Consider the following 24,269-nt stretch of genomic DNA (forward strand, 5'->3'; position numbering starts at 1 on the left):
CGGGGCGCCCGCCCGGGGGGGGCCGCGGGGGGGGCCGGGCCCCCCCCCCGGGGGGGGGGGGCGCGGGGGGGGGACGGTTCAGGCGGCATTGGTCTTCAGCGACTCGGCGATGTAGTCGGCCTGGCGGATCGCCAGGCTGACGATGGTCAGCGTCGGGTTCTCCGCCGCGCTGGTGGTGAACTGGCTGCCGTCGGAGATGAACAGGTTCGGCACCTCGTGGCTCTGGCCGTGCTTGTTGACCACGCCGTCGTCGGCCTTGGCGCTCATCCGGCAGGTGCCGAGGTTGTGCGTCGACGGGTACGGCGGCACGCGGTGGACCTTCTTCGCGCCGACCGCCTGGTACAGCGCCTCGCCCTGCCTGAACGCGTGCTCGCGCATGGCCAGGTCGTTCGGGTGGTCGTCGTAGTGGACGTTGGCCACCGGCATGCCGAAGGCGTCCTTGACGCCGTCGTTGAGGGTGATGCGGTTGCTTTCGCGCGGCATGTCCTCGCCCACCAGCCACATCCCGGCGAGGTGCGTGTAGCGGTCCATCACGCCGGTGAAGTCGCGGCCCCAGGCGCCGGGGTTGAAGAACGCCGCCATGAACGGCAGGCCGAGGGAGATGGTTTCCATCTCGTAGCCGCCGGCGAAGCCGCGCGAGGTGTCGTGGCGGTTCTCGTCGCTGATGATGCCGGCCATGATGGTGCCGCGGTAGAAGTGCACCTCCTCGTCGAACTCGGCGAACACCGAGCCGGTGGTGTGGCGCATGTAGTGCTTGCCGACCATCCCGGCGCCGTTGCCGAGGCCGTGGGGGAACAGCGTCGAGGCCGAGTTGAGCAGGATGCGCGGCGTCTCGATGGCATTGCCGGCCACCGCCACCACGCGCGCCTTCTGCCGCTGCAGCTGGCCCTTGGCGTCGGCGTAGACCACCGCGCTGGCGCGGCCCCGGGCGTCGTGCTCGATGCGGATCACCTGGGATTCGGCGCGCAGTTCGAGCCTGCCGGTGGCTTCGGCGGCGGGGATCTCGGTGTACAGGGTCGACCATTTCGCACCCATCTTGCAGCCCTGGAAGCAGAAGCCCAGTTGCTGGCAGGAGGCGCGGCCGGCGCGCGGCTGGCTGTTGATCGCCATGCGCCCGGTGGAGCAGTGCTGGTAGCCGAGCTTCTGCGCGCCGGCGTACATCACCTTGAAGTTGTTGTTGCCGGGCAGGCCGGGGATATCGTTGGTGCGGGTCACGCCCATCTTGTCCTCGGCGCGGGCGTAGTAGGGCTCGAGTTCCGCGAGGGTTAGCGGCCAGTCGAGCAGGTTGGCGTCCTTGAGTTCGCCATAGGTCTCGCGGGCACGGAATTCGTGTTCCTGGAGGCGCAGGCTGGCCCCGGCCCAGTGCGTGGTGGTGCCGCCGACGGTCTTGCAGATCCACGCCGGGAGGTTGGGGAAGTCCTTGGCGATGCGCCAGCTGCCGGAGGTGGTGCGGGTGTCGCTCCAGGCCAGCTGGTTGAACGAGGGCCATTCGTCGTTGACGAAGGTGCCCTGGTTCTGCCGCGCGCCGGCTTCCAGCAGCACCACCGGAATGCCCTTCTGGCAGAGTTCGTTGGCAAGGGTGCCGCCGCCGGCACCGGAGCCGATGATCACCACCACCGAATCGTCGTCATGCTGATAGGTCGTCATATCGGGTTCCTCAACCGTAGGGAGCGGGGCTGGCGTCGGCCGGCGGGTTGGGCAGCCAGGACAGGTCGTTGAAACCGCGGTGCAGGTAGCCGCCCTTGGGGAAGGAGGCGCCCTCGTAGCCGAAGTGGTGGTAGGCCAGCTCGTTGCTGTAGAGGGAGTTCACCGCGATGGCGCGTACCTGGGTGAAGAACGGCTGGTCCTGGATGGCTTCGAGGATCGCCACCTGGCGTGCCTCGTCGAGACGCGTCCAGTCGCCGCCGGCGCGCGTGTCGAGGTCGGCGACGCCCTTCTTCAGCAGCTCGGCGAGGCCCGGATCGGCGGAGGCCTTGCTGTCGATGTCCTTCACCGTCAGCGCGTAGACCGCGTCTTCCATGTCGTCGTGGGGGTAGATGCGCCGCAGCATGGCGAGCAGGCGCTGGCCGGTGGCGCTGTCGAGGGTGCTTAGCTCCAGCGCCCAGCTCTGGCTGGGGGCGAGCAGGGCGATGGGTCCGGAGCTGAACAGCAGGGTTCCCATCAACAGACCGCCACTCCCCTGTAGGAAGCGGCGGCGACTCAGTGCGAGATCGCTCATCGGATTTTCCTTCTTCTTGTTTTTGTCAGGGGAAGGTCGCGAGGGCGCCTTCCTGCCGTGGAGATCATCCTAGGGCAGTTCGTTACGGCGGCTGGTAATAGCGAATTACTACAGTCGGGCAAACTGGCGGATATTTACCCGAGGGGTTATGGTCGAGACGCGAGCGGTCGCCTGACCGCGACGGACAACAGGCCTTGCCGGCGCGCCCGGCGAAGAAAAGGTCGTGAAACCGGAGTACAGCCCCCATGTGCAATATCTACGTGTCGACCGATCCCAGCCTCTACGAATGCCAGACCCGCTCGGTGCGCATCCAGGGCGTGGTCACCAGCGTTCGTCTGGAAAACGAGTTCTGGTCGATCCTCGAGGAAATCGCCGCCGGCGAAGGCTACGGCGTGCCGCAATTCATCAACCAGGTCTACGAGGAAGTCATCCTGCGTCGCGGCGAGGTGAACAACCTGGCGTCGCTGCTGCGGGTGATCTGCACCGTGTTCCTCGCCAACGGCCGCGAGTCCGCCGCCCCGGCGCAGCTGATCGCCCTCGCCCCGAACCGCGCCGTGAGCGGCGTGCGCCGCAGCGCCTGAGTAGCCGGGCGCCGGCGGCCTGGCCGGTGCTTCGCGGCGGATGTCGCATCGTAGTACCCGGTTGCTACCCCCGGGCGGGAGCGGATTTCTACACTGGCGCGGTGTTTTTTCCAGCGAGAGTCAAACCATGGCGTTCACCACCGAAATCCAGGCCGGCGTCTGCGCGACCCCGGATGCAGCCACCCAGGACTACGTGTTCAACCACAGCATGCTGCGGGTCAAGGACCCGGAGCGTTCGCTGGATTTCTACACCCGCGTCATGGGCATGCGCCTGCTGCGCCGGCTGGACTTTGAGGAAGGCCAGTTCTCGCTGTATTTCCTGGCGATGACCAAGGGCGAGACGGTGCCCGAAGAGGTTGGCGAGCGGCAGCGCTACACCTTCGGCCGGCAGAGCGTGCTGGAACTGACCCACAACTGGGGCACCGAGCACGACGATTCTGCCTACCACAACGGCAACAGCGAGCCGCGCGGCTTCGGCCACATCTGCTTCGCGGTGCCGGACATCCGCGCCGCCTGCGCGCGCTTCGAGGAGCTGGGCGTCAACTTCGTCAAGCGCCTGGACACCGGCAAGATGAAGGACGTGGCGTTCATCAGCGACCCGGACAACTACTGGATCGAACTGGTGCAGCCGGACCTCAACACCGAACTCGGCCGCTGATCGAACGCGTCACGGTGCGCATGGCGCACCCTACGCTGATGGTGTGCTTTCGTAGGGTGCGCCGCGCGCACCGCCTGTACCGGCTACCAGTCCTTGCCCAAGCCGGGCAGTCACGATGCGCATGGCGCACCCTACGAGGACCGGTGCGTGCTTTCGTAGGGTGCGCCGCGCGCACCGATGCACGGGCTACCAGTCCTTGCCCAAGCCGAGCAGCTCCAGCGCCTGGCGTCGTAGCTCGACCAGGTGCGGGACGTCGCGTTGGCGTGGGTAGTCGCGTGCCACCTGCAATTCCGCCAGCACCCGCTCCGGCCGGTCGCTGAACACCAGCACGCGGTCGGCCAGCAGCAGCGCCTCCTCGACGTCGTGGGTCACCAGCAGGCCGCTGTAGCCCTGCTGCTGCCAGAGGCGGATCAGCTCGCCCTGCATGGCGATGCGGGTCAGCGAATCGAGCGTGCCCAGCGGCTCGTCGAGGATCAGCAGGCGCGGCTGGTTGACCAGCGCACGGGCCAGCGCCACGCGCTGCGCCATGCCTCCGGAAAGCTGCCGCGGATAGGCCTGGGCGAATTCGCCGAGGCCGACCTTGGCCAGCGCCTCGTCGATCCGTCCGCGCTGCTGCCCGAGCAGGCCGCGCGCCTGCAGGCCGAGAGCGACGTTGTCCCAAACCGTGCGCCACGGGTAGAGCGTCGGGTCCTGGAACACCACTACGCGGGACGGATCGGGGCCGAGGATCGGCGCGCCATCGGCCAGCAGCTCGCCGTGCTGCAGCGGCTCCAGCCCGGCGACCAGGCGCAGCAGGGTCGACTTGCCGCAACCGGACGGGCCGAGCAGGGCGACCATCTCCCCCGGCGCCACGCTCAGGTCCAGGCGCTGCAGCACCGGCAGGCGCTCGCCCTTGAGTTCGAAGGCGTGCGCCAGGCCACGGATGTCCAGGCGCAGGCCGCGCTCGGCGGGGATCGGGGAACGCGCGGTGGCTACCATTTCATCGCTCCTTGCTGCCAGCTCAGGGCGCGGTCGCGGATCAGGAACAGCGTGCTGATCAGCCCGGAGCAGACCAGCGCCATGAGCAGCAGGGCGGCGTACATGTTGGCGTAGGCGGCCCAGCCCTGCGCCCATTGCAGGTACCAGCCGAGACCGGCCTTCACCCCCATCATCTCCGCCACCACCAGCACCGAGAAGGACGCGCCCAGGCCCATGAACAGGCCGACGAAGACATGCGGCAGCGCGGCGGGAATCGCCACCCGGCGGATCAGGAACCACTGGCGGGCACTGCCTCTACCGCAACGACAGCTTTGGCCTCGGCGCCTTACTGAAAACCCGCGAAGGCTTTCCTCGCCGAGCATCCGGCCGCGGTCAGCCGGGTGATCGGGGCCTACGAGCGCGTCCGTCGCTGGATCGTCGCCAACCCGGAGCAGGCGGCTGCGCTGATCGCCGGCGAAACCCAACTCCCTGTGAAGGTCATCCGCCTGCAACTCGGCCGCAACGACCTCAGCCGGCCACAATTTCGACGGCGAAGGAGGTGGCGCATGAGCGCACTGCTGGCCCTGCAACGCATCCACAAATCCTTCGCCGGCCTCCGCGTGCTGGACGACGTCAGCCTGAGCCTGGCGCCCGGCGAGATCGTCAGCCTGCTCGGCCCCAGCGGCTGCGGCAAGAGCACGTTGCTGCGCATTGCCGCCGGGCTCGACCGCGACTTCCAGGGGCATCTCGAACGCAACCCGCTACTGGATTTCGGCACCGCCCGCGGCATCGGCGTGGTGTTCCAGGAGCCGCGCCTGCTGCCCTGGCTGAACGTGGCGCAGAACGTTGCGTTCGCCGATGGACGAGCCGGCGACGAGAAATGGGTGCGGCAGCTGCTGCGCGACGTCGGCCTGGAGGGGCGCGGCGAGGCGCTGCCCAAGCAGCTTTCCGGCGGCATGGCGCAGCGCGCGGCGATAGCCCGCGGGCTCTACGGGCGGCCGCAGTTGCTGCTGCTCGACGAACCCTTCAGTGCGGTGGATGCCTTCACCCGAATGCGCCTGCAGGACCTCGTCGCCGAGTTGGCGCAGCGCTACGAAGTGGCGATCCTGCTGGTCACCCACGACCTCGACGAAGCCTTCTACCTCAGCGACCGGGTGCTGATCCTCGGCGGACAGCCGAGTCGCCTGACCCGCGAGATCGACGTGCCACTGGCGCGCCCGCGCGACCGCCGCTCCGGCGCACTGGCCAACCTGCGTGGTCAGGCGCTGACCGAGCTGTACCAGTCGCACGCGCTCTGATTGCCTCCTCGGGCAACATTTGCCGGGCCCCGTGCCCGGCTTTTTTTTTGCCGTGCGTTCGCATGTCGCCGCGAAGTGTTTTAATTCATTTATAGAATAAACAAATTAATATTTATTCTTTTTAATTTGTCCGCCGCCTGAGCATAGTGAGCCCACGCAACGCTCACTTCAGGAGAAACAGCATGAGCATCCGACTCGGCGATATCGCCCCCGACTTCGAACAGGAATCCAGCGAAGGCCCGATCCATTTCCACGAATGGCTCGGCAACAGCTGGGGCGTGCTGTTCTCCCACCCGGCGGACTTCACCCCGGTGTGCACCACCGAACTGGGCTTCACCGCCAAGCTGAAGGACGAATTCGCCAAGCGCGGCGTCAAGGCCATCGCCCTCTCGGTGGACCCGGTCGATTCCCACGTGAAGTGGATCGACGACATCAACGAAACCCAGAACACCCGCGTCAACTTCCCGATCCTCGCCGACGCCGACCGCAAGGTCTCCGGCCTCTACGACCTGATCCACCCCAACGCCAGCGATACCCTCACGGTGCGCTCGCTGTTCGTCATCGACCCGAACAAGAAGGTGCGCCTGACCATCACCTACCCGGCCAGCACCGGGCGCAACTTCAACGAGATCCTCCGCGTCATCGACTCGCTGCAGCTCACCGACAACCACAAGGTCGCCACCCCGGCCAACTGGCAGGACGGCGACGAAGTGGTGATCGTGCCGTCGCTCAAGGACGAGGACGAAATCCGCCAGCGCTTCCCGAAAGGCTATCGCGCGGTGAAGCCTTACCTGCGGCTCACCCCGCAGCCGAACAAGTGAGACGCCGGGCATGTTGATCGTTTCCCTGGCCGGCAGCCCCAGCTTCAAGTCGCGCTCCGGCGTGCTGCTGGAGCGTGCCCGCCACTGGCTGCACGGGCGTGGCCATGAGGTGGTGAGCTACGGCGTGCGCGATTTCTCCGCCGAGGAATTGCTCCACGCCCAGTTCGACAGCCCGCGGGTGCGCGAGCTGATCGAACAGGTCGGCCGCGCCGATGGCCTGCTGGTGGCGACGCCGGTGTACAAGGCGTCGTTCTCCGGCGCGCTGAAGGTGATTCTTGACCTGTTGCCCGAGCGCGCCCTGCAGCACAAGGTGGTGCTGCCGCTGGCCACCGCCGGCAGCGCGGCGCACATGCTCGCCCTGGATTACGCGCTGAAGCCGGTACTCGCTGCGCTGAAAGCCCAGGACATGCTGCACGGCGTGTTCGCCGAGGATGGCCAGATCGACTACGGCGATGGCCATCCGCAACTGGCGCCAGCGCTCGAACAGCGCCTGCACGACGCCCTCGAGCAGTTTTCCGCGGCGCTGGCCCGGCGTCCGCAGCCGATAGACCCGAACCTGTTGAACGACCGGCTGGTGAACGCCCGCTGGAGCATCTGACCCGAACATCCCTGACCTCGCCTTACTCGCCCGCCAACGGGCAAGCAGGTAGCCAATCAAGACATCGCCAAGGAGAGCGCCATGCGCACCATTACCTTGCGTCGAAGCCTGGCCGCCCTGTTTGCCGCGGCCATCACCTTCGGCGCCGTTACCCAGGCTCAGGCCGATGCGCTGCGCATCGGCTATCAGAAATACGGCACGCTGGTGCTGCTCAAGGCCAAGGGGACGCTGGAGAAGCGTCTCGCGGCCCAGGGCATCGACGTCAAGTGGACCGAATTCCCTGGTGGCCCGCAGCTGCTCGAAGGCCTCAATGTCGGCGCCATCGACTTCGGCGTGACCGGGGAGACCCCACCGGTGTTCGCCCAGGCGGCGGGTGCCGACCTGCTCTACATCGCCCACGAACCGCCGGCCCCGAGCAGCGAGGCGATCCTCGTGCAGAAGGACTCGCCGATTCGCTCGGTCGCCGAACTCAAGGGCAAGAAGGTCGCCCTGAACAAGGGCTCCAACGTGCATTACCTGCTGGTGCGCGCCCTGCAGGACGCCGGCCTGCACTACAGCGACATCCAGTCCGTCTACCTGCCGCCGGCCGACGCCCGCGCCGCGTTCGAGCGCGGCAGCGTCGATGCCTGGGTGATCTGGGACCCCTTCCAGGCCGCCGCCGAACAGCAACTGCAGGCGCGCACCCTGCGCGACGGCAAGGACCTGGTGGACAACCACCAGTTCTACCTCGCCGCACGTTCCTACGCCGAGAAACACCCGCAGGTACTGAGCACGCTGATCGACGAGATCCGCCGGGTCGGTGACGAAGCCAGGGCCGATCCGCAAGCCGTCGCCAAACAGGTCGCGCCGCTGCTCGGCCTGCCCGAGGACATCGCGCTGATCACCGTCAAGCGCCAGGGGTTCGGTGCGCTGCCGCTGTCGCCGGAGGTAGTCGCGGCGCAGCAGAAGATCGCCGACGCCTTCAGCGACCTGAAGCTGATTCCGAAACGCCTGCGCATCGCCGATGTGATCTGGAGTCCCCCGGGCAAAGTCGCCCAGCAGTGACCGAACCCCTCTCCCTCGCGAGAGGGGACATGAATGTCTAGGAGACCACTCCATGAGCTTGAACATCTTCTGGTTCCTGCCGACCCACGGCGACGGCCATTACCTGGGTACCGCCGAGGGCGCGCGTGCCGTCGACCACGGCTACCTGCAGCAGATCGCCCAGGCGGCCGACCGCCTCGGCTATGGCGGCGTGCTGATTCCCACCGGGCGCTCCTGCGAGGATTCCTGGCTGGTCGCCGCCTCGCTGATCCCGGTGACCCAGCGCCTGAAATTCCTCGTCGCCCTGCGTCCGGGGATCATTTCGCCGACCGTGGCCGCGCGCCAGGCGGCCACGCTCGACCGGCTGTCCAACGGCCGCGCGCTGTTCAACCTGGTCACCGGCGGCGATCCCGATGAACTGGCCGGTGACGGCCTCAACCTTTCCCACGCCGAACGCTACGAAGCCTCGGTGGAATTCACCCGCATCTGGCGCCGCGTGCTGGAGGGTGAAACCGTCGACTATGCCGGCAAGCACATCCAGGTGAAGGGTGCCAAGTTGCTCTACCCGCCGATCCAGCAGCCGCGCCCGCCACTGTATTTCGGTGGTTCATCCGATGCCGCGCAGGACCTCGCCGCCGAACAGGTCGAGCTGTACCTGACCTGGGGCGAACCGCCGGCCGCCGTCGCCGAGAAGATCGCCCAGGTGCGCGAGAAAGCCGCGGCTCGGGGCCGCGAGGTCCGCTTCGGCATCCGCCTGCACGTGATCGTGCGTGAGACCAACGAGGAGGCCTGGAAGGCCGCCGACAGGCTGATCGCCTACGTCGACGACTACACCATCGCCCGCGCCCAGGCCTCGCTGGCGCGTTTCGATTCGGTCGGCCAGCAACGCATGGCCGCGTTGCATGGCGGCAGCAAGGACAACCTGGAAGTGTCGCCGAACCTCTGGGCCGGCGTCGGCCTGGTGCGCGGCGGCGCCGGCACCGCGCTGGTCGGCGATGGCCCGACCGTGGCCGCGCGGGTCAGGGAATACGCCGCGCTGGGCATCGACACCTTCATCTTCTCCGGCTACCCGCACCTGGAGGAGTCCTACCGGGTCGCCGAACTGCTGTTCCCGCACCTGGACGTGGCCCGGCCGCAGCAGCCGGAGGCGCGCGGTTTCGTCAGCCCCTTCGGTGAAATGGTCGCCAACGACATCCTGCCCAAGGCCGCGGCGGCGAGCTGAGGGTGGCGCAGGCAGAGGTTTTTCCGGCTTGCATCCGGGCTACAGGTCGAGTCGTAGGGTGCGCTGCGCGCACCGCGATCGCCTGCGGCACCCCTTAGGGCGCATGGCGCATCCTACGAATCGATGCTCCTCCGGCTCTCCCATTGGTGAGGGAAATGCTGGGGGAGAGGGCTTTCTCAGCCAGTAGCCTGGATGAAATCCGGGGAATACAGACGGTACACAAGGTTTCGAGGCAACCATGAGCAACACGACCTTTCACAAACTGGCCCTGCGCGCCGCGCCCTGGGCCTTGCCCATCGCGCTGCTGGCGGCCTGGCAGATCGCCGTGCAGGCCGGCTGGCTGTCCAGCCGTATCCTGCCTGCGCCCAGCGCCGTCGTCACGGCCGGCTGGCAGCTGGTACGCAGCGGCGAGCTCTGGCAGCACCTGGCGATCAGCGGCTGGCGTGCCAGCATCGGCTTCGCCATCGGCGGCGGCATCGGCCTGCTGCTGGGCTTCATCACCGGCCTGTCGACCTGGGGCGAACGTTTCCTCGACAGCAGCGTGCAGATGATCCGCAACGTCCCGCACCTGGCGCTGATCCCGCTGGTGATCCTCTGGTTCGGCATCGACGAGAGCGCGAAGATCTTCCTGGTCGCCCTCGGCACGCTGTTCCCGATCTACCTGAACACCTACCACGGCATTCGCAACGTCGACCCGGCGCTGGTGGAGATGGCGCGCAGCTACGGTCTGTCGGGCTTCGCGCTGTTCCGCCAGGTGATCCTGCCGGGCGCGCTGCCGTCGATCCTGGTCGGGGTGCGCTTCGCCCTTGGCTTCATGTGGCTGACCCTGATCGTCGCCGAAACCATTTCCGCCAGCAGCGGCATCGGCTACCTGGCGATGAACGCCCGCGAGTTCCTGCAGACCGACGTGGTGGTCCTGGCGATCCTGCTCTACGCGGTGCTCGGCAAGCTGGCCGACGTCGCCGCCCGTGGCCTGGAGCGCCTCTGGCTGCGCTGGCACCCGGCGTACCAGCCCAAACGAGGTGCCGCATGACCGCCCAACAACCCCCGAAGAACCTCAAGCGCGGCATCCCGCTGGCGCTGCGTGGCCTGCACAAGACCTTCGGCAAGCGCGAAGTGCTCAAGGACATCGAGCTGACCATTCCCGCCGGCCAGTTCGTCGCCGTGGTCGGGCGCAGCGGTTGCGGCAAGAGCACCTTGCTGCGCCTGCTCGCCGGGCTCGACTCGCCCAGCGCCGGGCAACTGCTGGCCGGCGCAGCCGATCTTGGCAGTGCCCGCGAGGAAACCCGGCTGATGTTCCAGGACGCGCGCCTGCTGCCGTGGAAACGGGCGATCGACAACGTCGGCCTCGGTCTTTCCGGCGACTGGCGGCAGAAGGCCCGCAATGCGCTGGAGGCGGTCGGCCTCGCGGATCGCGCGGGTGAATGGCCGGCGGCGCTGTCCGGTGGGCAGAAGCAGCGCGTGGCGCTGGCCCGCGCGCTGATCCACCAGCCGCGCCTGCTGCTGCTCGACGAACCACTCGGTGCGCTGGATGCGCTGACCCGCATCGAGATGCAGCAACTGATCGAACGCCTCTGGCAGCAGCACGGCTTCACCGTGCTGCTGGTCACCCACGACGTCAGCGAGGCCGTGGCCATCGCCGACCGGGTGATCCTGATCGAGGACGGCCGCATCGGCCTCGACCTGCCGGTCGAGCTGGCCCGTCCGCGCCACCGCGGCTCGGCGCGCCTGGCGGCACTCGAAGCCCAGGTGCTCGACCGCGTGCTGGCGCTGCCGCCCGGCGACAACGAGCCGGACCCCGTTTCACCGCTCCCGACGCAACTGCGCTGGGCGCTTTGACCCACGAATCCATCCGTACCGAACCAGGAGAAACGCCATGACCATCAAAGCCATCAACGTCCGCAACCAATTCAAGGGCACCATCAAGGAAATCATCGAGGGCGACGTGCTCTCGGAAATCGACGTGCAGACCGCCGCCGGTGTGGTCACCTCGGTGATCACCACGCGCTCGGTGAAGGAGCTGGAACTGGGTGTGGGCAGCGAAGTGATCGCCTTCGTCAAATCCACCGAGGTATCGATCGCCAAGCTCTGATCGACGGCGGCTCGGTCCCGGGCATTGAAACAGTCCGGACAGCCGCTTGCGGCCAAGGTGCTTCGGCGCGGGAGTCTGTCTTTGCGGATGACCGCCCGGGCATGGCTCGCGGGACCGAGCCGGTTCCTCCGGCGGTAACGATCAAGGCGAGCCCGGGCTCGCCTTTTTCATGCTTCGCCGGCAGGCGGGCGATCGCGCCAGTCGAGCTTTTCCGCCGGCACCGGGCGGCCGAACCAGTAGCCCTGGCCGAGATCGCAGTGGTGTTCGAGGAGGAACGCGGCCTGTTCCGGGGTCTCGATGCCCTCGGCGAGCACCTTCAGTCCCAGGCTACCGGCCAGCGCGATCACCGCGCGGGTGATGGCCATGTCCTCGCTTTCGTCGGGCAGGCCGGCGACGAAGCCCTGGTCGATCTTCAGCTTGTGCACCGGCAGTCGCTTGAGCCGCAGCAGCGACGAATAGCCGGTGCCGAAGTCGTCGATGGACAGGCGCACGCCGAGCACGCGCAGGCGCACCAGCTGGTCGAGGGCGCCGTCGGGGTCGTGCATGATCGCACTCTCGGTAACTTCCAGCTCCAGGCGCGCCGGCTCCAGTCCGGTCTTCTCCAGCGTCTCGGCGATGCGATCGGGCAGGTCGCCGCGGTTGAACACGCGGCTGGAAATGTTCACCGCGACGAACTCCAGTTCGCGGCCCTGTTCCACCCAGCGGCGCATCTGCCGGCACGACTCCTCGAGCACCCAGGCGTCGATGGTTCCGATCAGCCCGCTTTCCTCGGCGATCGGGATGAACTCGCCCGGCGAGATCAGCCCGCGCTCCGGATGCTGCCAGCGCACCAGCGCCTCGACACCGACGACGTGCCCGTCCAAAAGGCGCAGCACCGGCTGGTAGTAGACGCGCAACTGGCCGCCCTCGAGTGCGTGGCGCAGCGATGCCGCCAGCTCCACCCGCTGGTGCGCGTAGGCGGTCAGCTCCTGGGTGTAGAAGGCATAGCCTTCACGCCCGCTGCTCTTGGCCTTGAACAGCGCCGAATCCGCGTTGCGCAGCAGTTGCTGCACCGTGCGCGCGTCGCCGGGATAGAGGCTGATGCCGATGCTGGCGCCGGTGAACAGCTCGTGGCCACCGAGACTAAAGGGCGCCTTGATCTCTTCGAGGATGCGCGTGGCGAGGGCCGCGGCCTGCTCGACATGCGGGCAGTCCTCGTAGATCAGGGCGAACTCGTCGCCGCCCATGCGCGCCAGGGTCATGCCGTCTTCGAGGAGGCCGCGCAGGCGTTCGGCCACGCCCTTGAGCAACTGGTCGCCGATGTTGTGGCCGAGGCTCTCGTTGATGTGCTTGAAGTGGTCGAGGTCGACCACCATCACGGCGCCGCCGCGCTTGTCGGCGAAGATGCGCTTGAGCGCGCTTTCGACGCGCTCGATGAACAGCAGGCGGTTCGGCAAGCTGGTCAGCGGGTCGTGGTGGGCCAGGTGATCGAGTTCGTTCTGCGAGCGCTTGATCGCGGTGATGTCGGAGAACACCGCGACGTAGTGGCTGAGCTCGCCGTTTTCGTCGTGAATCGCGCGCAGGTTCTGCCAGATCGGGAAGATTTCACCGCTCTTGCGACGGTTCCAGATTTCCCCGCTCCACTCGCCGCGCTGGTTGAGGCTTTTCCACATCACCTGGTAGAAGGCGTCGTCGTGGCGGCCGGACTGGAACATCGACGGCACCTTGCCCATCACCTCCTTCTCCTCGTAGCCGGTGATGCGCTGGAACGCGCGGTTGACGTGCACGATCCTCTGCTCGGTATCGGTAACCAGGACGCCTTCCAGGGTGCTGTCGAAAACCGCTGCCGCCTGCCGCAGGCTCGCTTCGTTGGCACGCCGGGCGGTGTGCTGCAGGCTCATCCGCGAGAAGTAGAGGTTGAGCAGGGCGTACAGCAGGGCGCTGGTCACCAGCACGAAGGCGAGGCCCTTGGCGCTCTGCCAAAGGAGCATCCGTTCGGTGGTCCCGAACAGCTTGAACAGCAGTTGGTCGCTGAACACCACCCACAGGCTGGCGCCTATCCAATAGATGAAAGCAAGGCGCAGCGCGCTACGATGCAATTTCATGTAACCGCTGGTTCCTTGCCCTGTGTGAGTTAGCGTTCATTATATGTGAGATGCGGGTTTGCATTATTGATCGAAAGACCCGCTGGTTTCATGACCCGCGTCGAAGATAATCGGATTGCTTCGATCCAGGTCCACCCTATCGCTCCAAAGGGCAACTAAGTCTATGTGGTATAACGGTTTTCTCGATCTATCCGGTGGGCAGCTGGTCGCTGTCACCCTGCTGCTCACTCACGTCACCATCGTCGGTGTGACGGTCTATCTGCACCGCTATTCGGCGCACCGCTCGCTGGAGCTGCACCCGGCGCTGAAGCATTTCTTCCGCTTCTGGCTGTGGCTGACCACGGCGATGAACACCCGCGAGTGGACCGCCATCCACCGCAAGCACCACGCCAAGTGCGAGACCGTGGACGATCCGCACAGTCCGGTGCACAAAGGCCTGGGCACGGTGCTGCGCACGGGCGCGGAGCTCTACGCCGAGGAGGCGAAGAACGCCGACACGCTGCGCATCTACGGCAAGAACTGCCCGGACGACTGGATCGAGCGCAACCTCTATTCGCGCTTCCCGGCCGGCGGCATCGCGCTGATGGCGATCATCGACCTGGCGCTGTTCGGCGTGCTCGGCATGACTGTCTGGGCGGTGCAGATGGCCTGGATTCCGATCTGGGCGGCCGGTGTCATCAATGGCCTCGGGCATGCGGTCGGCTATCGCAATTTCGAGTGCCGCGACGCCGCGACCAACCTGGTGCCCTGGGGCATCCTCATCGGCGGTGAAGAGCTGCACAACAATCACCACACCTACCCGAACTCGGCCAAGCTGTCGGTGAAACGCTGGGAGTTCGACCTCGGCTGGGCTTGGATACGGCTGTTCAGCCTGCTTGGTCTGGCCAAGGTGCAACGCGTCGCGCCCATCGCCCACCGCGTCGAAGGCAAGGGCAGTCTGGACATGGACACCGCCATGGCGATCCTCAACAACCGTTTCCAGATCATGGCGCAGTACCGCAAGCTGGTGATCGCGCCGCTGGTGAAGCAGGAGCTGGGCAAGGCTGATGCCTCGATGCGTCACCTGTTCCGGCGCAGCAAGCGCCTGCTGTCGCGCGAGCCGAGCCTGCTGCAGGAAACCCATCATGCGCGCATCGAGAACCTGCTGGCGCACAGCCAGGCACTCAAGGTGATCTACGAGAAGCGCCTGGCGCTGCAGCAGATCTGGGTGCGTACCAGCAGCAACGGCCACGACATGCTCGCGGCGATCAAGGAATGGGTCCACGAAGCGGAGGCCAGCGGCATCCACTCCCTGCGCGAGTTCGCCGAACAGTTGAAGACCTATTCGTTGCGTCCTGCCAGCGTGTGAACCAGTCCACGCCGCGCGTCCGGAACGCACGCGCGGCTGGAACTAAGCCCCCGATCGCCTCTCTCAGTCATGGCCCACTTGCCTGGTGGGTTTTTGTCGTGCCTGTGCGAGGTCAGGGAAATGGATAGCAAGACCACACTTTCGGAACTGCCGGTTCCAGCGGAGACACTGCTCGCGCTGATGCACGCGCAGGGCGAAGTCGCGCGCCTGAGCGAGCGCGAACGCCTGTTCAGCGCCCTGCTGGGCAGCGTCAACGCCGTGCTTTGGGCATTCGACTGGCAGACCCAACGGATGATCTACGTGAGCCCCGCCTACGAACGGATCTTCGGCCGTTCCGCCGCGCTGTTGCTCGCCGACTACGGCGAATGGCGCAACAGCATCTACCCTGACGACCTGGAGTACGCCGAGCAGAGTCTCGCCGAAGCGGTCGAGAAAGGCGCCGCGGAATTTCGCGAGTACCGCATCATCCGCGCCGATGGTCAGATTCGCTGGCTCAGCGACAAGTGCTTCATCAACCGGCAGATCGGCAGCGGCGAATCGCTGACCATCGTCGGCATGGCCGAGGACATCACCGAGAAGAAGCAGCTCGAAGGCGAACTGCAACGCCTGGCGACCACCGACGTGCTCACCAAGAGCAGCAACCGCCGGCATTTCTTCGACTGCGCCCAGCGCGAGTTCGAGCACGCCAACCGCTTCGGCGCACCGCTGGCGTTCCTGCTGCTGGACATCGATGACTTCAAGAAGATCAACGACACCCACGGCCACCAGATGGGCGATCAGGTGCTGCAGCGCATCGCCCAGTGCGGTGCCACGGCGCTGCGCCGCGGCGACCTGTTCGGGCGCATCGGCGGCGAGGAGTTCGCCGCGGTGTTCCCCGGCTGCGACCCGGCGCTGGCGCAGCAGATCGCCGAGCGCCTGCAGCGCGAGGTGCAGCGGCTGATCTTCAGCAGCGCCCAGGGCGAGCCGTTCGGCGTCACCGTCAGCCAGGGACTGGTCAGCCTGCGCATCGAGGATGCGGCCCTCGGCGACCTGTTCGCCCGCGCGGACGCGGCGATGTATCAGGCCAAGCGACAGGGCAAGAATCAGATCGTTCTGGCCTGACCTGTGACCGATTGTCGCGATATCGTTCGCGTTGAACACATCTTGTGATGAATTGTTTTTCGCCGTTCCGCGGCGCTTGACCAGCGTCAAGCCTTGAACGCCTCCCGCAGGCCATCGTCATTTCAAATGACGAGCCTGAGGAGAAAGGCCATGTACAAACCGTTGATGTTAGCCATAGCGATGAGCCTGGGCACGGCTGCCTGGGCGATCAGCCCGACCCCCGGCAACGAACCCATCCAGCCGATCCAGCCCGCCAAGGTGGTCAACGCGAGCAAGGTCGAACTTGGCAAGCAGTTGTTCTTCGATCCGCGGCTGTCCAAGTCCGGCTTCATTTCCTGCAACTCCTGCCACAACCTCAGCATGGGCGGCAGCGACAACCTGCCGACGTCCATCGGCCACAACTGGCACCAGGGGCCGATCAACTCGCCCACCGTGCTCAACTCCAGCATGAACATCGCGCAGTTCTGGGACGGTCGGGCGAAGACGCTCAAGGAACAGGCCGGCGGCCCGATCGCCAACCCCGGCGAGATGGCCTTCTCGCATGAACTGGCGCTCGACGTGCTGCGCTCGATCCCGCAGTACCGCGGGGCGTTCAAGGCGGTGTATGGCGACGATGGCGTGAAGATCGACGACGTCACCGACGCCATCGCGGCCTTCGAGGAAACCCTGGTCACGCCGCACTCGCCGTTCGATCGCTGGCTGCTCGGCGATGCGACCGCCATCAGCAGCACGGCCCAGGAGGGTTACCAGCTGTTCAAGAGCGCCGGTTGCGTGGCCTGCCACAACGGCGCAGCGGTGGGCGGCGGCTCGTTCCAGAAGATGGGCATGGTCGAAGCCTATGCCACCAAGAACAAGGCCGAGGGTGTCGCCGGGCTGACCGGCAAGGATGCCGATCGCATGATGTTCAAGGTGCCGACGCTGCGTAACGTCGAGCTGACCTACCCCTACTTCCATGACGGCGCCTACTGGACGCTGGAAGAGGCGGTGGATGTGATGGCGCGCCTGCAGCTGGGTCGCAAACTGAGCACCGATGAAGTCGGCCAGATCGTCGCCTTCCTCAAGACCCTGACCGGCGATCAGCCGAGCTTCGCCCTGCCGATCCTGCCGCCGTCCACGGCACAAACGCCGCGCCCGCAGCCGTTCCCTGTGGCCAACTGACCGGCCGCGTAACAAAAAGCCCCGCCAATCGGCGGGGCTTTTTTATCGGTCATCGAACGCTCAGGGCGCCGGTTGCTGCTGGGTGATGCAGTGGATGTTGCCGCCACCCAGGAGAATCTCGCGGCCCGGCACCATCACCACGCGGTGCTGCGGGAAAAGCCGCGTGAGGATCGCCTCGGCTTCGTTGTCCAGCGGGTCGTCGAAGCGCGGCGCGACGATACCGCCGTTGACAATCAGGAAGTTCACGTAGGAGGCCGCCAGGCGGATCGACGGATCGCGCGGTTGCGAGCCGAGCGCCTTGTCGACGCCCGCGCACTCTTCGTCGCTGGCGTACAGCGGACCCGGAATCGGCATCTTGTGCACCTGCAACGGACGGCCCTTGGCGTCGCGTGCGTTTTCCAGCACCCGCATCGCCGCCTGGCAGCGCGGGTAGTTGGGGTTTTGCTCGTCGTCGGTCCACGCCAGCAGCACTTCGCCGGGGCGCACGTAGCAGCAGAAGTTGTCGACGTGGCCGTCGGTCTCGTCGTTGTACAGGCCGTCCGGCAACCAGATCACGGTGTCGATGGCCAACTGCTCGGCGAGCACCTGCTCGATCTGCTGACGCGACAGATGCGGGTTGCGGTTACGGTTGAGCAGGCACTCCTCGGTGGTGATCAGGGTGCCTTCGCCGTCCACGTGGATCGATCCGCCCTCGAGCACGAAGCCTTCGGTGTGGTAGCGGTCGCAGCGCTCGATTTCGAGCACCTTTCCCGCTACCTGGCGGTCACGGTTCCAGGGGAAGTAGAGGCCGCCGTCGAGGCCGCCCCAGGCGTTGAAGTCCCAGTCCACCCCGCGCACGCCACCCTTGCCGTCGATGACGAAGGTCGGGCCGCTGTCGCGCACCCAGGCGTCGTCGCTGCTGATCTCGACCACGCGGATGTTGCTGGCGTCGAGTTGCGCGCGGGCGTTCTCGTACTGCTCCGCGGAAACCCCGACGGTCACCGGCTCGAACTGCGCGATGGCCTTGGCCACCGCGGTGAAGGCCGCCTGTGCGGGTTTGCCGCCGAGGCGCCAGTTGTCCGGGCGCTGCGGCCAGATCATCCAGGTCTGACTGTGCGGCGCCCATTCGGCCGGCATGTGAAAGCCGTCGGCGCGCGGGGTGGTGTCGAGTGTCGGCATGTCGCTCTCCGGAAGTCATGTTGGGCGGCCTGCGCCGGTAAATGGCGTTGGACCATGGAGCTCGGGACGGTTCCCGAGCGGTTCGAATGGCAAACTTATAGTCGATAAAGATCGATATTAAAAGGATGTATTAGGGTAATATGCGACTTTTTAAGCAGATCTATACCGATAAAGATCGGATTATGGTCGGCGCGGTAAAAACTCTGGAAGGTAGAGCCCCAGGTAGGCATCGAACACGCGCCGGCCCTCTTCTGCCAGGCGCGGGGTGATCCTGCCGTGTTGCTGCATTGAGCGGGCATAGACCCGGTCGCCCAGTTCCATGGCCAGGGCGAACACCTCGATCTCCGTGGGCAGCGCCGGCAGGACGAAGTGCCGGTCGAACAGCGCCTGCATCAGTCGGCCCAGTTCGAGATCGTGCTGGCGGTCCGCCTGGACCAGCTCGGCGAGGCCGTGTTGGGTGAGGATCAGCTGCCGTGCGGCGGCGTCTTCGGCGTAGATCGCCAGCATGCGCGCCTCGACGATCCGCGAAAGATCGCGCCAGGTGCGCAGGTCTTCGCTGGCGATGGGCTCGGCGAGACAGGCCCGGAAGGCGGCGTGCACCTCGGCGGTGAGCGCCTGGAGCAGGGCGGGAACGCCGGCGAAGAAGTGGTAGACCGAGGACGGCGGGATCTGTGCGCGCTCGGCCACGCTGTACACCGAGAGCCCGCCGACACCCTGTTCGGCCAGCAGGGCGCGCGCGGCGACGAGGATAGCGTCGATCCTCGCCTGGCTGCTGGCGCGGGGTTTGCGGGGTGTGGCGGTGCGCGGCATGCGGCGGTCCTGTGCGGGCGCTATCGAGCGGCGAGCATAGCGAAAAGCCTGTCGCTACGCCCGTCGCCGCCTCACTCGCCGTTGCGAAAGCGCGACCAGACGTCGTCGCGCACGCTGGCGTGGCCGTCCGGCAACGGGTCCAGGGCGAACAGCCGGCGCTTGGTGTCGCGGTCCGGGTAGAGCCCCGGCAGGTCGCGCAGGGCCGGATCGACGAAGCCCTGCGCATCGGCGTTCGGGCTCGGGTAGAGGGTTTCCGCGCTGATCAGCGCGGCCACCTGCGGCTGCATCAGGTAGTCGATGAAGCGATGGGCCAGGTCGGCGTGCGGTGCGTTGGCCGGGATCACCAGGTTATCGATGAACAGCGCCGAGCCTTCCTCGGGAATCACGAAGCGCACCGGCTGCCCGGCCTTGGCGGCGGCAAGGGCGTCGCCGACCCAGGCCAGCGACACGCAGAGCCTGCCGTTCGCCAGGTCGTCGATGTAGCGCTCGCTGTCGACGTACTTCAGCCGTGGCCGTAGCGCGTTCAGGGTTTCGCCTGCGGCGCGCAGGCGAGTGGTCGAACTGCGCGCGAGGCTGTAGCCGGTGTAGTTGAGGAGTATCGAGAGCACCTCGTCCGGCGCGTCGATCACGCTCATTCCGCAGCCCGCCAGGCGCGCGCTCTGCACCGGGTCGAAGAGCAGGCTCCAGCTGTTCGGCAGCGGGCCTCCGTAGGCGGCCTCGGCTTTCGGCTGGTTGATCGCCAGGCCGACCGAACCCCACAGATAGGGCACCGCGTAACGGTTCTGCGGATCGAACGCGGCGAGTTTGTTCAGCAGCGGCTTGTCCAGGTGCCTGCGGTTCGGCAACCGGGCGAAATCCAGCGGCTGCAGACGCTTCTCGCGGATCAGCTTCGGCAACGCGTCGTGGGACGGCACGGCGACGTCGATGGCGTCGCCGGCATGCAGACGCTGCAGCAGTTCCTCGGCGGTGGCGTAGGTGTGGTAGTCGACGTGGATGCCGCTGTCGCGCTCGAAGTTTTCCAGTACCTGCGGCGCGATGTAGTCGTTCCAGTTGTAGACGGTGATGCTGGGGCCGGACGGCGTGGACTCGGTGGCGAACGCCAGCAACGGCGTCAGGGCGAACAGCAGCGAGATACGGCGAAGCATTGAAACCCTCCCTGGTTGACGATGCGCGGCAAAGCGCCGCCGAGAACCGTCCGTTGCGGCGCGTGGCCAGGCGGTCTTCGACGTTGGCGGTGCCGGGAGGAACGCCGGCGAGGCCGGCGTCGGGCCCCTAGACGGTATGCAGGTACCAGTTGTATTCGAGGTCGGAGATCGAGTGCTCGAACTCTTCCAGCTCGCTTTCCTTGCAGGCGACGAAGATGTCGATGTAGTCGGGGCTGATGTACTTCGCCATCACCTCGCTGTCGTCCAGCTCGCGCAATGCATCGCGCAGGTTGTTCGGCAGGCTCTGCTCGTTCTGCTCGTAGGAGTTGCCCTCGATCGGCTCGCCCGGCTCGATCTCGTTGGTCAGCCCGTGGTGCACGCCGGCCAGCAGCGCCGCCATCAGCAGGTACGGGTTGGCATCCGCGCCGGCGACGCGTTGCTCGATACGCACCGCTTCCGGGCTACCGGTCGGCACGCGCAACGCCACGGTACGGTTGTCGAGCCCCCAGCATGGCGAATTCGGCACGTAGAACTGCGCGCCGAAGCGGCGGTAGGAGTTCACGTTCGGGCAGAGGAAGGCCATCGAGGCGCCCATGGTCTCCAGCACACCGCCGATCGCGTGACGCAAAGCGGCGTTCTGCTGGGGATCATCGCTGGCGAAGATGTTCTTGCCGTCTTTGTCGAGGATCGAGATGTGCACGTGCAGGCCGTTGCCTGCCTGGCCCGGGTAGGGCTTGGCCATGAAGGTGGTGTCCATCTCATGGTCGTAGGCGATGTTCTTGATCAGCCGCTTGAGCAGCACCGCGTAGTCGCAGGCCTTGATCGGATCGGCGACGTGGTGGAGGTTGACTTCGAACTGCGCCGGGGCACTTTCCTTGACGATGGCGTCGGCCGGGATGCCCTGCTCCTTGGCGCCTTCGAGGATGTCCTGGAGGCAGTCGACGTATTCGTCCAGGTCGTCGATCAGGTAGACCTGGGTCGAGTGCGGGCGTTTGCCTGAGATCGGCGAGCGCGGCGGCTGCGGACGGCCGTTCACGTTCTCCTGGTCGATGAGGTAGAACTCCAGCTCGAACGCCGCGCAAATGGTCAGGCCCATCGCGTCGAACTTCTCCACCACCTGGCGCAGCACCTCGCGCGGGTCGGCGAAGAACGGCTTGCCGTCGAGCTCGTGCATGGTCATCAGCAGCTGCGCGGTGGGGCGCTTCTGCCAGGGCTCGTTGCTCAGGGTATTGGGGATCGGAAAGCAGATGCGGTCGGCGTCGCCGATGTCCAGGCCGAGGCCGGTGCTTTCTACGGTGGAGCCGTTGATATCGAGGGCGAAGAGCGAGGCGGGGAGGTTGATGCCCTTTTCGTAAACCTTGTGGAGGCTGGTTCGTTCGATGCGCTTGCCGCGCACCACGCCATTCATATCTGCGATCAGGAGGTCGACGAACAGGACCTCAGGATGTTCCTTAAGGAATGCGTTCGCTTCGTTGAGCTGAACGGCACGCGGGGGTACCGACATGATGCAACACCTATATTGTTAAAAATATCAATCATGCGACTGATGTGAAGGGAGTCAATCCGAATCCCCCTGTGATGTCAATAGTGCCCCATATTGCCCTAAAAAGGAGCCTTGCGGCCATCTTTGGGGCGTTTCAGGGCATTGCGATGGGCCTGAAAACCCGGTTTACAGCGCCGCCCGACACGGGTGTGTTATATTTTTTACAGAAGTGTTGTGTAAAAAAATGAACAACGCTACTCTCCGGGAGAACCCCAGACAGCAAACAATCGGGTGTCCCATGCCTCGCCTGCCGTTGATCGGCGTCACCGCGTGCACCAAGCAGATCGGCCTCCATCCCTATCATATCGCCGGCGACAAATATGTCCGCGCGGTGGCCGTCGGTGCCCAGGGTTTGCCCCTGATCATCCCTTCGCTGGCCGAGCTGATCGACCAGCCGACCCTGTTGGAAAATCTAGACGGTCTGTTGTTCACCGGCTCGCCTTCCAACGTCGAACCTCATTATTACGGTGGCCCCGCCAGCGCGCCCGGTACGCCCCACGATAGCCTGCGCGACCGCACCACGCTGCCGCTGATCCGCGCGGCACTGGCGGCCGGCGTGCCGATCCTCGGCATCTGCCGCGGCTTCCAGGAGATGAACGTCGCGCTCGGCGGCAGCCTGCACCAGAAGGTCCATGAGGCTGGCCCGTTCCAGGATCACCGCGAGCCGGAGAACGAGCCGGTCGAGGTGCAATACGCACCCAGTCATGCGCTGCACGTGCAGCCCGGCGGCGTGCTCGCCGGGCTCGGCCTGGCGGCGCAGATTCAGGTCAACTCCATCCACGGCCAGGGTATCGACCGCCTGGCGCCCGGCCTGCGCGTAGAGGCCACGGCCCCCGACGGGCTGATCGAAGCCTTCTCCGCCATCGATGCGCGGAGTTTCGCCCTCGGCGTGCAATGGCACCCGGAGTGGCAGGTGCTTTCAAATCCGGATTATCTCGCCATCTTCCAGGCCTTTGGTGAGGCTTGCAGGGAGAGGGCGGGGCAACGCTGAGCGACGACTTTCTGCGCTTTTTCCGTTGCGCTGACCACCCCGGTCGGCGCTACGCTGGGAGCTGCAGCGCTTGCCGCGACGCAAACAACCCTGAGGTCTTTATGACTACCAAGCTCGACCAGCTGACCAGCTGGCTGAAAGAACGCAAAATCACCGAAGTTGAATGCCTTATCGGCGACCTGACCGGGATCGCCCGGGGCAAGATCTCGCCGACCAACAAGTTCCTCGACGAAAAGGGCATGCGCCTTCCGGAGAGCGTGCTGTTGCAGACGGTCACCGGCGACTACGTCGAGGACGACATCTATTACAACCTGCTCGACCCGGCGGACATCGACATGTTCTGCCGCCCGGACGAGAACGCGGTGTACCTGGTGCCCTGGGCCATCGAGCCCACCGCGATGGTCATCCACGACACCTTCGACAAGATGGGCAACCCCATCGAACTGTCGCCGCGCAACATCCTCAAGAAGATTCTCAAGCTCTACACCGACAAGGGCTGGCAGCCGATCGTGGCGCCGGAGATGGAGTTCTACCTGACCAAGCGTTGCGAAGATCCCGACCTGCCGTTGCAGGTGCCGCTGGGCCGCTCGGGGCGTCCGGAAACCGGGCGGCAGTCGTTCTCCATCGATGCGGCGAACGAGTTCGATCCGCTGTTCGAGGACATGTACGACTGGTGCGAACTGCAGGGCCTGGACCTGGACACGCTGATCCACGAGGAAGGCCCGGCGCAGATGGAGATCAACTTCCGTCACGGCGACGCGCTGCACCTGGCCGACCAGATCCTGGTGTTCAAGCGGACCATGCGCGAGGCGGCGCTCAAGCACAACGTCGCCGCCACCTTCATGGCCAAGCCGATCACCGACGAGCCAGGCAGCGCGATGCACCTGCACCAGAGCATCGTCGACATCAAGACCGGCAAGAACATCTTCTCCAACGAAGACGGTTCGATGAGCGAGCTGTTCCTGCACCACATCGGCGGCCTGCAGAAATTCATCCCCGAGCTGCTGCCGCTGTTCGCCCCCAACGTGAACTCTTTCCGCCGCTTCCTGCCGGATACCTCGGCCCCGGTGAACGTCGAGTGGGGCGAGGAGAACCGCACCGTCGGCCTGCGCGTGCCGGAGTCCAATCCGCAGAACCGCCGCGTGGAAAACCGCCTGGCCGGCGCCGACGCCAACCCGTACCTGGCCATCGCCGCCAGCCTGCTGTGCGGCTACATCGGCATGGTCGAGGGCATCCGTCCGAGCGCGCCGGTCAAGGGCCGCGGCTACGAGCGCCGCAACCTGCGCCTGCCGCTGACCATCGAGGACGCCCTCGAGCACATGGAAGGCTGCAAGGCACTGGAGAAATACCTCGGCGCCAAGTTCATCACCGGCTACGTGGCGGTGAAGCGCGCCGAGCATGAAAACTACAAGGGGGTGACCAGCTCGTGGCAACGCGAGTTCCTGCTGCGCTCGGTCTGACCC

Annotated in this window: 23 protein-coding genes and 1 pseudogene; 15 read left to right on the forward strand and 9 right to left on the reverse strand. The window is 66.0% G+C overall.

Annotated features, from left to right (window positions below):
- Positions 1-78: 78 nt before the first annotated feature.
- Together QMX85_RS08445 and QMX85_RS08450 are read right to left on the reverse strand one after the other, a co-directional pair.
- Positions 79-1,647 (reverse strand): GMC family oxidoreductase, encoded by a 1,569-nt coding sequence (locus QMX85_RS08445; protein ID WP_282339808.1) that lies wholly within the window; start codon positions 1,645-1,647, stop codon positions 79-81.
- A 10-nt stretch (positions 1,648-1,657) separates the two neighbouring features.
- Positions 1,658-2,218 carry a twin-arginine translocation signal domain-containing protein gene (locus tag QMX85_RS08450; RefSeq protein WP_282339810.1) on the reverse strand — a complete coding sequence of 187 codons (561 nt, stop codon included), beginning with the start codon at positions 2,216-2,218 and terminating at the stop codon, positions 1,658-1,660.
- Positions 2,219-2,463: 245 nt separating this feature from the next.
- Here QMX85_RS08450 and QMX85_RS08455 point away from each other — a divergent pair, with 245 nt between their 5' ends.
- A complete protein-coding gene (locus QMX85_RS08455; RefSeq protein WP_090224798.1) occupies positions 2,464-2,799 on the forward strand; it encodes a ribbon-helix-helix domain-containing protein in 336 nt (111 codons plus the stop codon).
- A gap of 127 nt (positions 2,800-2,926) precedes the next feature.
- Positions 2,927-3,457, forward strand: coding sequence for a lactoylglutathione lyase (gene gloA / locus QMX85_RS08460; protein ID WP_282339814.1), 531 nt, complete (start codon positions 2,927-2,929; stop codon positions 3,455-3,457).
- 186 nt (positions 3,458-3,643) lie between these two features.
- Here gloA and QMX85_RS08465 read toward each other — a convergent pair whose 3' ends face one another.
- Both QMX85_RS08465 and QMX85_RS08470 read right to left on the reverse strand, forming a co-directional pair.
- Positions 3,644-4,435 carry an ABC transporter ATP-binding protein gene (locus QMX85_RS08465; RefSeq protein ID WP_282339816.1) on the reverse strand — a complete coding sequence of 264 codons (792 nt, stop codon included), beginning with the start codon at positions 4,433-4,435 and terminating at the stop codon, positions 3,644-3,646.
- Positions 4,429-4,820, reverse strand: a pseudogene (locus QMX85_RS08470) (ABC transporter permease subunit); the annotation flags it as partial. The pseudogene QMX85_RS08470 and the gene QMX85_RS08465, both read right to left, overlap by 7 nt.
- A 160-nt stretch (positions 4,821-4,980) precedes the next feature.
- Between QMX85_RS08470 and QMX85_RS08475 the strand changes: the two are divergent.
- From QMX85_RS08475 to QMX85_RS08510, 8 genes are all read left to right on the forward strand, one after another.
- Positions 4,981-5,712: an ABC transporter ATP-binding protein gene (locus QMX85_RS08475; RefSeq protein WP_282339818.1), complete on the forward strand. Its 732-nt coding sequence runs from the start codon at positions 4,981-4,983 to the stop codon at positions 5,710-5,712.
- 182 nt (positions 5,713-5,894) lie between these two features.
- Positions 5,895-6,533: a peroxiredoxin gene (locus tag QMX85_RS08480; protein WP_273233799.1), complete on the forward strand. Its 639-nt coding sequence runs from the start codon at positions 5,895-5,897 to the stop codon at positions 6,531-6,533.
- A 10-nt stretch (positions 6,534-6,543) separates the two neighbouring features.
- Positions 6,544-7,131, forward strand: a complete 588-nt coding sequence (gene ssuE / locus QMX85_RS08485) for an NADPH-dependent FMN reductase (protein ID WP_090224829.1) — start codon at positions 6,544-6,546, stop codon at positions 7,129-7,131.
- An 81-nt stretch (positions 7,132-7,212) separates the two neighbouring features.
- Entirely contained in the window at positions 7,213-8,175 is a 963-nt protein-coding gene (locus QMX85_RS08490) for a sulfonate ABC transporter substrate-binding protein (RefSeq protein WP_282339825.1), read from the forward strand.
- A gap of 52 nt (positions 8,176-8,227) precedes the next feature.
- Positions 8,228-9,376 (forward strand): FMNH2-dependent alkanesulfonate monooxygenase, encoded by a 1,149-nt coding sequence (ssuD, locus tag QMX85_RS08495; RefSeq protein ID WP_282339827.1) that lies wholly within the window; start codon positions 8,228-8,230, stop codon positions 9,374-9,376.
- A 238-nt stretch (positions 9,377-9,614) separates the two neighbouring features.
- Positions 9,615-10,409, forward strand: coding sequence for an aliphatic sulfonate ABC transporter permease SsuC (ssuC, locus tag QMX85_RS08500; RefSeq protein WP_282339829.1), 795 nt, complete (start codon positions 9,615-9,617; stop codon positions 10,407-10,409).
- The gene (gene ssuB, locus QMX85_RS08505) at positions 10,406-11,215 is read left to right on the forward strand and encodes an aliphatic sulfonates ABC transporter ATP-binding protein (protein WP_282339831.1); all 810 of its coding nucleotides are present in this window, start codon (positions 10,406-10,408) and stop codon (positions 11,213-11,215) included. Before ssuC ends, ssuB begins: the two co-directional genes overlap by 4 nt.
- Positions 11,216-11,252: 37 nt before the next feature.
- Positions 11,253-11,468, forward strand: a complete 216-nt coding sequence (locus QMX85_RS08510; protein ID WP_090224838.1) for a TOBE domain-containing protein — start codon at positions 11,253-11,255, stop codon at positions 11,466-11,468.
- Between the two features lie 167 nt (positions 11,469-11,635).
- On the opposite strand, the gene dibA is transcribed toward QMX85_RS08510, so the two are convergent.
- Positions 11,636-13,552, reverse strand: a complete 1,917-nt coding sequence (gene dibA / locus QMX85_RS08515; protein WP_282339834.1) for a phosphodiesterase DibA — start codon at positions 13,550-13,552, stop codon at positions 11,636-11,638.
- Positions 13,553-13,715: 163 nt separating this feature from the next.
- Between dibA and desA the strand changes: the two genes are divergently transcribed.
- From desA to QMX85_RS08530, 3 genes are all read left to right on the forward strand, one after another.
- On the forward strand, positions 13,716-14,900 hold the full coding sequence (desA, locus tag QMX85_RS08520; RefSeq protein WP_282339836.1) for a delta-9 fatty acid desaturase DesA: 1,185 nt from the start codon (positions 13,716-13,718) through the stop codon (positions 14,898-14,900).
- Between the two features lie 120 nt (positions 14,901-15,020).
- Positions 15,021-16,001 carry a sensor domain-containing diguanylate cyclase gene (locus tag QMX85_RS08525; protein ID WP_282339838.1) on the forward strand — a complete coding sequence of 327 codons (981 nt, stop codon included), beginning with the start codon at positions 15,021-15,023 and terminating at the stop codon, positions 15,999-16,001.
- A 165-nt stretch (positions 16,002-16,166) separates the two neighbouring features.
- A complete protein-coding gene (locus tag QMX85_RS08530; protein ID WP_348775227.1) occupies positions 16,167-17,159 on the forward strand; it encodes a cytochrome-c peroxidase in 993 nt (330 codons plus the stop codon).
- A 60-nt stretch (positions 17,160-17,219) separates the two neighbouring features.
- Here the strand turns inward: QMX85_RS08530 and aguA are convergent, their stop codons facing one another.
- The 4 genes from aguA to QMX85_RS08550 form a co-directional block, all read right to left on the reverse strand.
- Positions 17,220-18,317 carry an agmatine deiminase gene (aguA, locus tag QMX85_RS08535; protein ID WP_282339843.1) on the reverse strand — a complete coding sequence of 366 codons (1,098 nt, stop codon included), beginning with the start codon at positions 18,315-18,317 and terminating at the stop codon, positions 17,220-17,222.
- 180 nt (positions 18,318-18,497) lie between these two features.
- Positions 18,498-19,127: a TetR/AcrR family transcriptional regulator gene (locus tag QMX85_RS08540; protein WP_282339845.1), complete on the reverse strand. Its 630-nt coding sequence runs from the start codon at positions 19,125-19,127 to the stop codon at positions 18,498-18,500.
- A gap of 71 nt (positions 19,128-19,198) precedes the next feature.
- Positions 19,199-20,272, reverse strand: a complete 1,074-nt coding sequence (locus QMX85_RS08545) for an extracellular solute-binding protein (RefSeq protein ID WP_282339847.1) — start codon at positions 20,270-20,272, stop codon at positions 19,199-19,201.
- A gap of 127 nt (positions 20,273-20,399) precedes the next feature.
- Positions 20,400-21,776, reverse strand: coding sequence for a glutamine synthetase family protein (locus QMX85_RS08550; RefSeq protein WP_090224849.1), 1,377 nt, complete (start codon positions 21,774-21,776; stop codon positions 20,400-20,402).
- Between the two features lie 277 nt (positions 21,777-22,053).
- Here QMX85_RS08550 and QMX85_RS08555 point away from each other — a divergent pair, with 277 nt between their 5' ends.
- Positions 22,054-22,806, forward strand: coding sequence for a gamma-glutamyl-gamma-aminobutyrate hydrolase family protein (locus QMX85_RS08555; RefSeq protein WP_273233787.1), 753 nt, complete (start codon positions 22,054-22,056; stop codon positions 22,804-22,806).
- Between the two features lie 101 nt (positions 22,807-22,907).
- A complete protein-coding gene (locus QMX85_RS08560; RefSeq protein ID WP_282339853.1) occupies positions 22,908-24,266 on the forward strand; it encodes a glutamine synthetase family protein in 1,359 nt (452 codons plus the stop codon).
- Positions 24,267-24,269: the final 3 nt, after the last annotated feature.

Origin of the sequence: Pseudomonas sp. PS02288 (assembly GCF_029959715.1) — a bacterium.
In the GTDB taxonomy this organism is placed as follows: Bacteria; Pseudomonadota; Gammaproteobacteria; order Pseudomonadales; family Pseudomonadaceae; genus Pseudomonas_O; species Pseudomonas_O kuykendallii.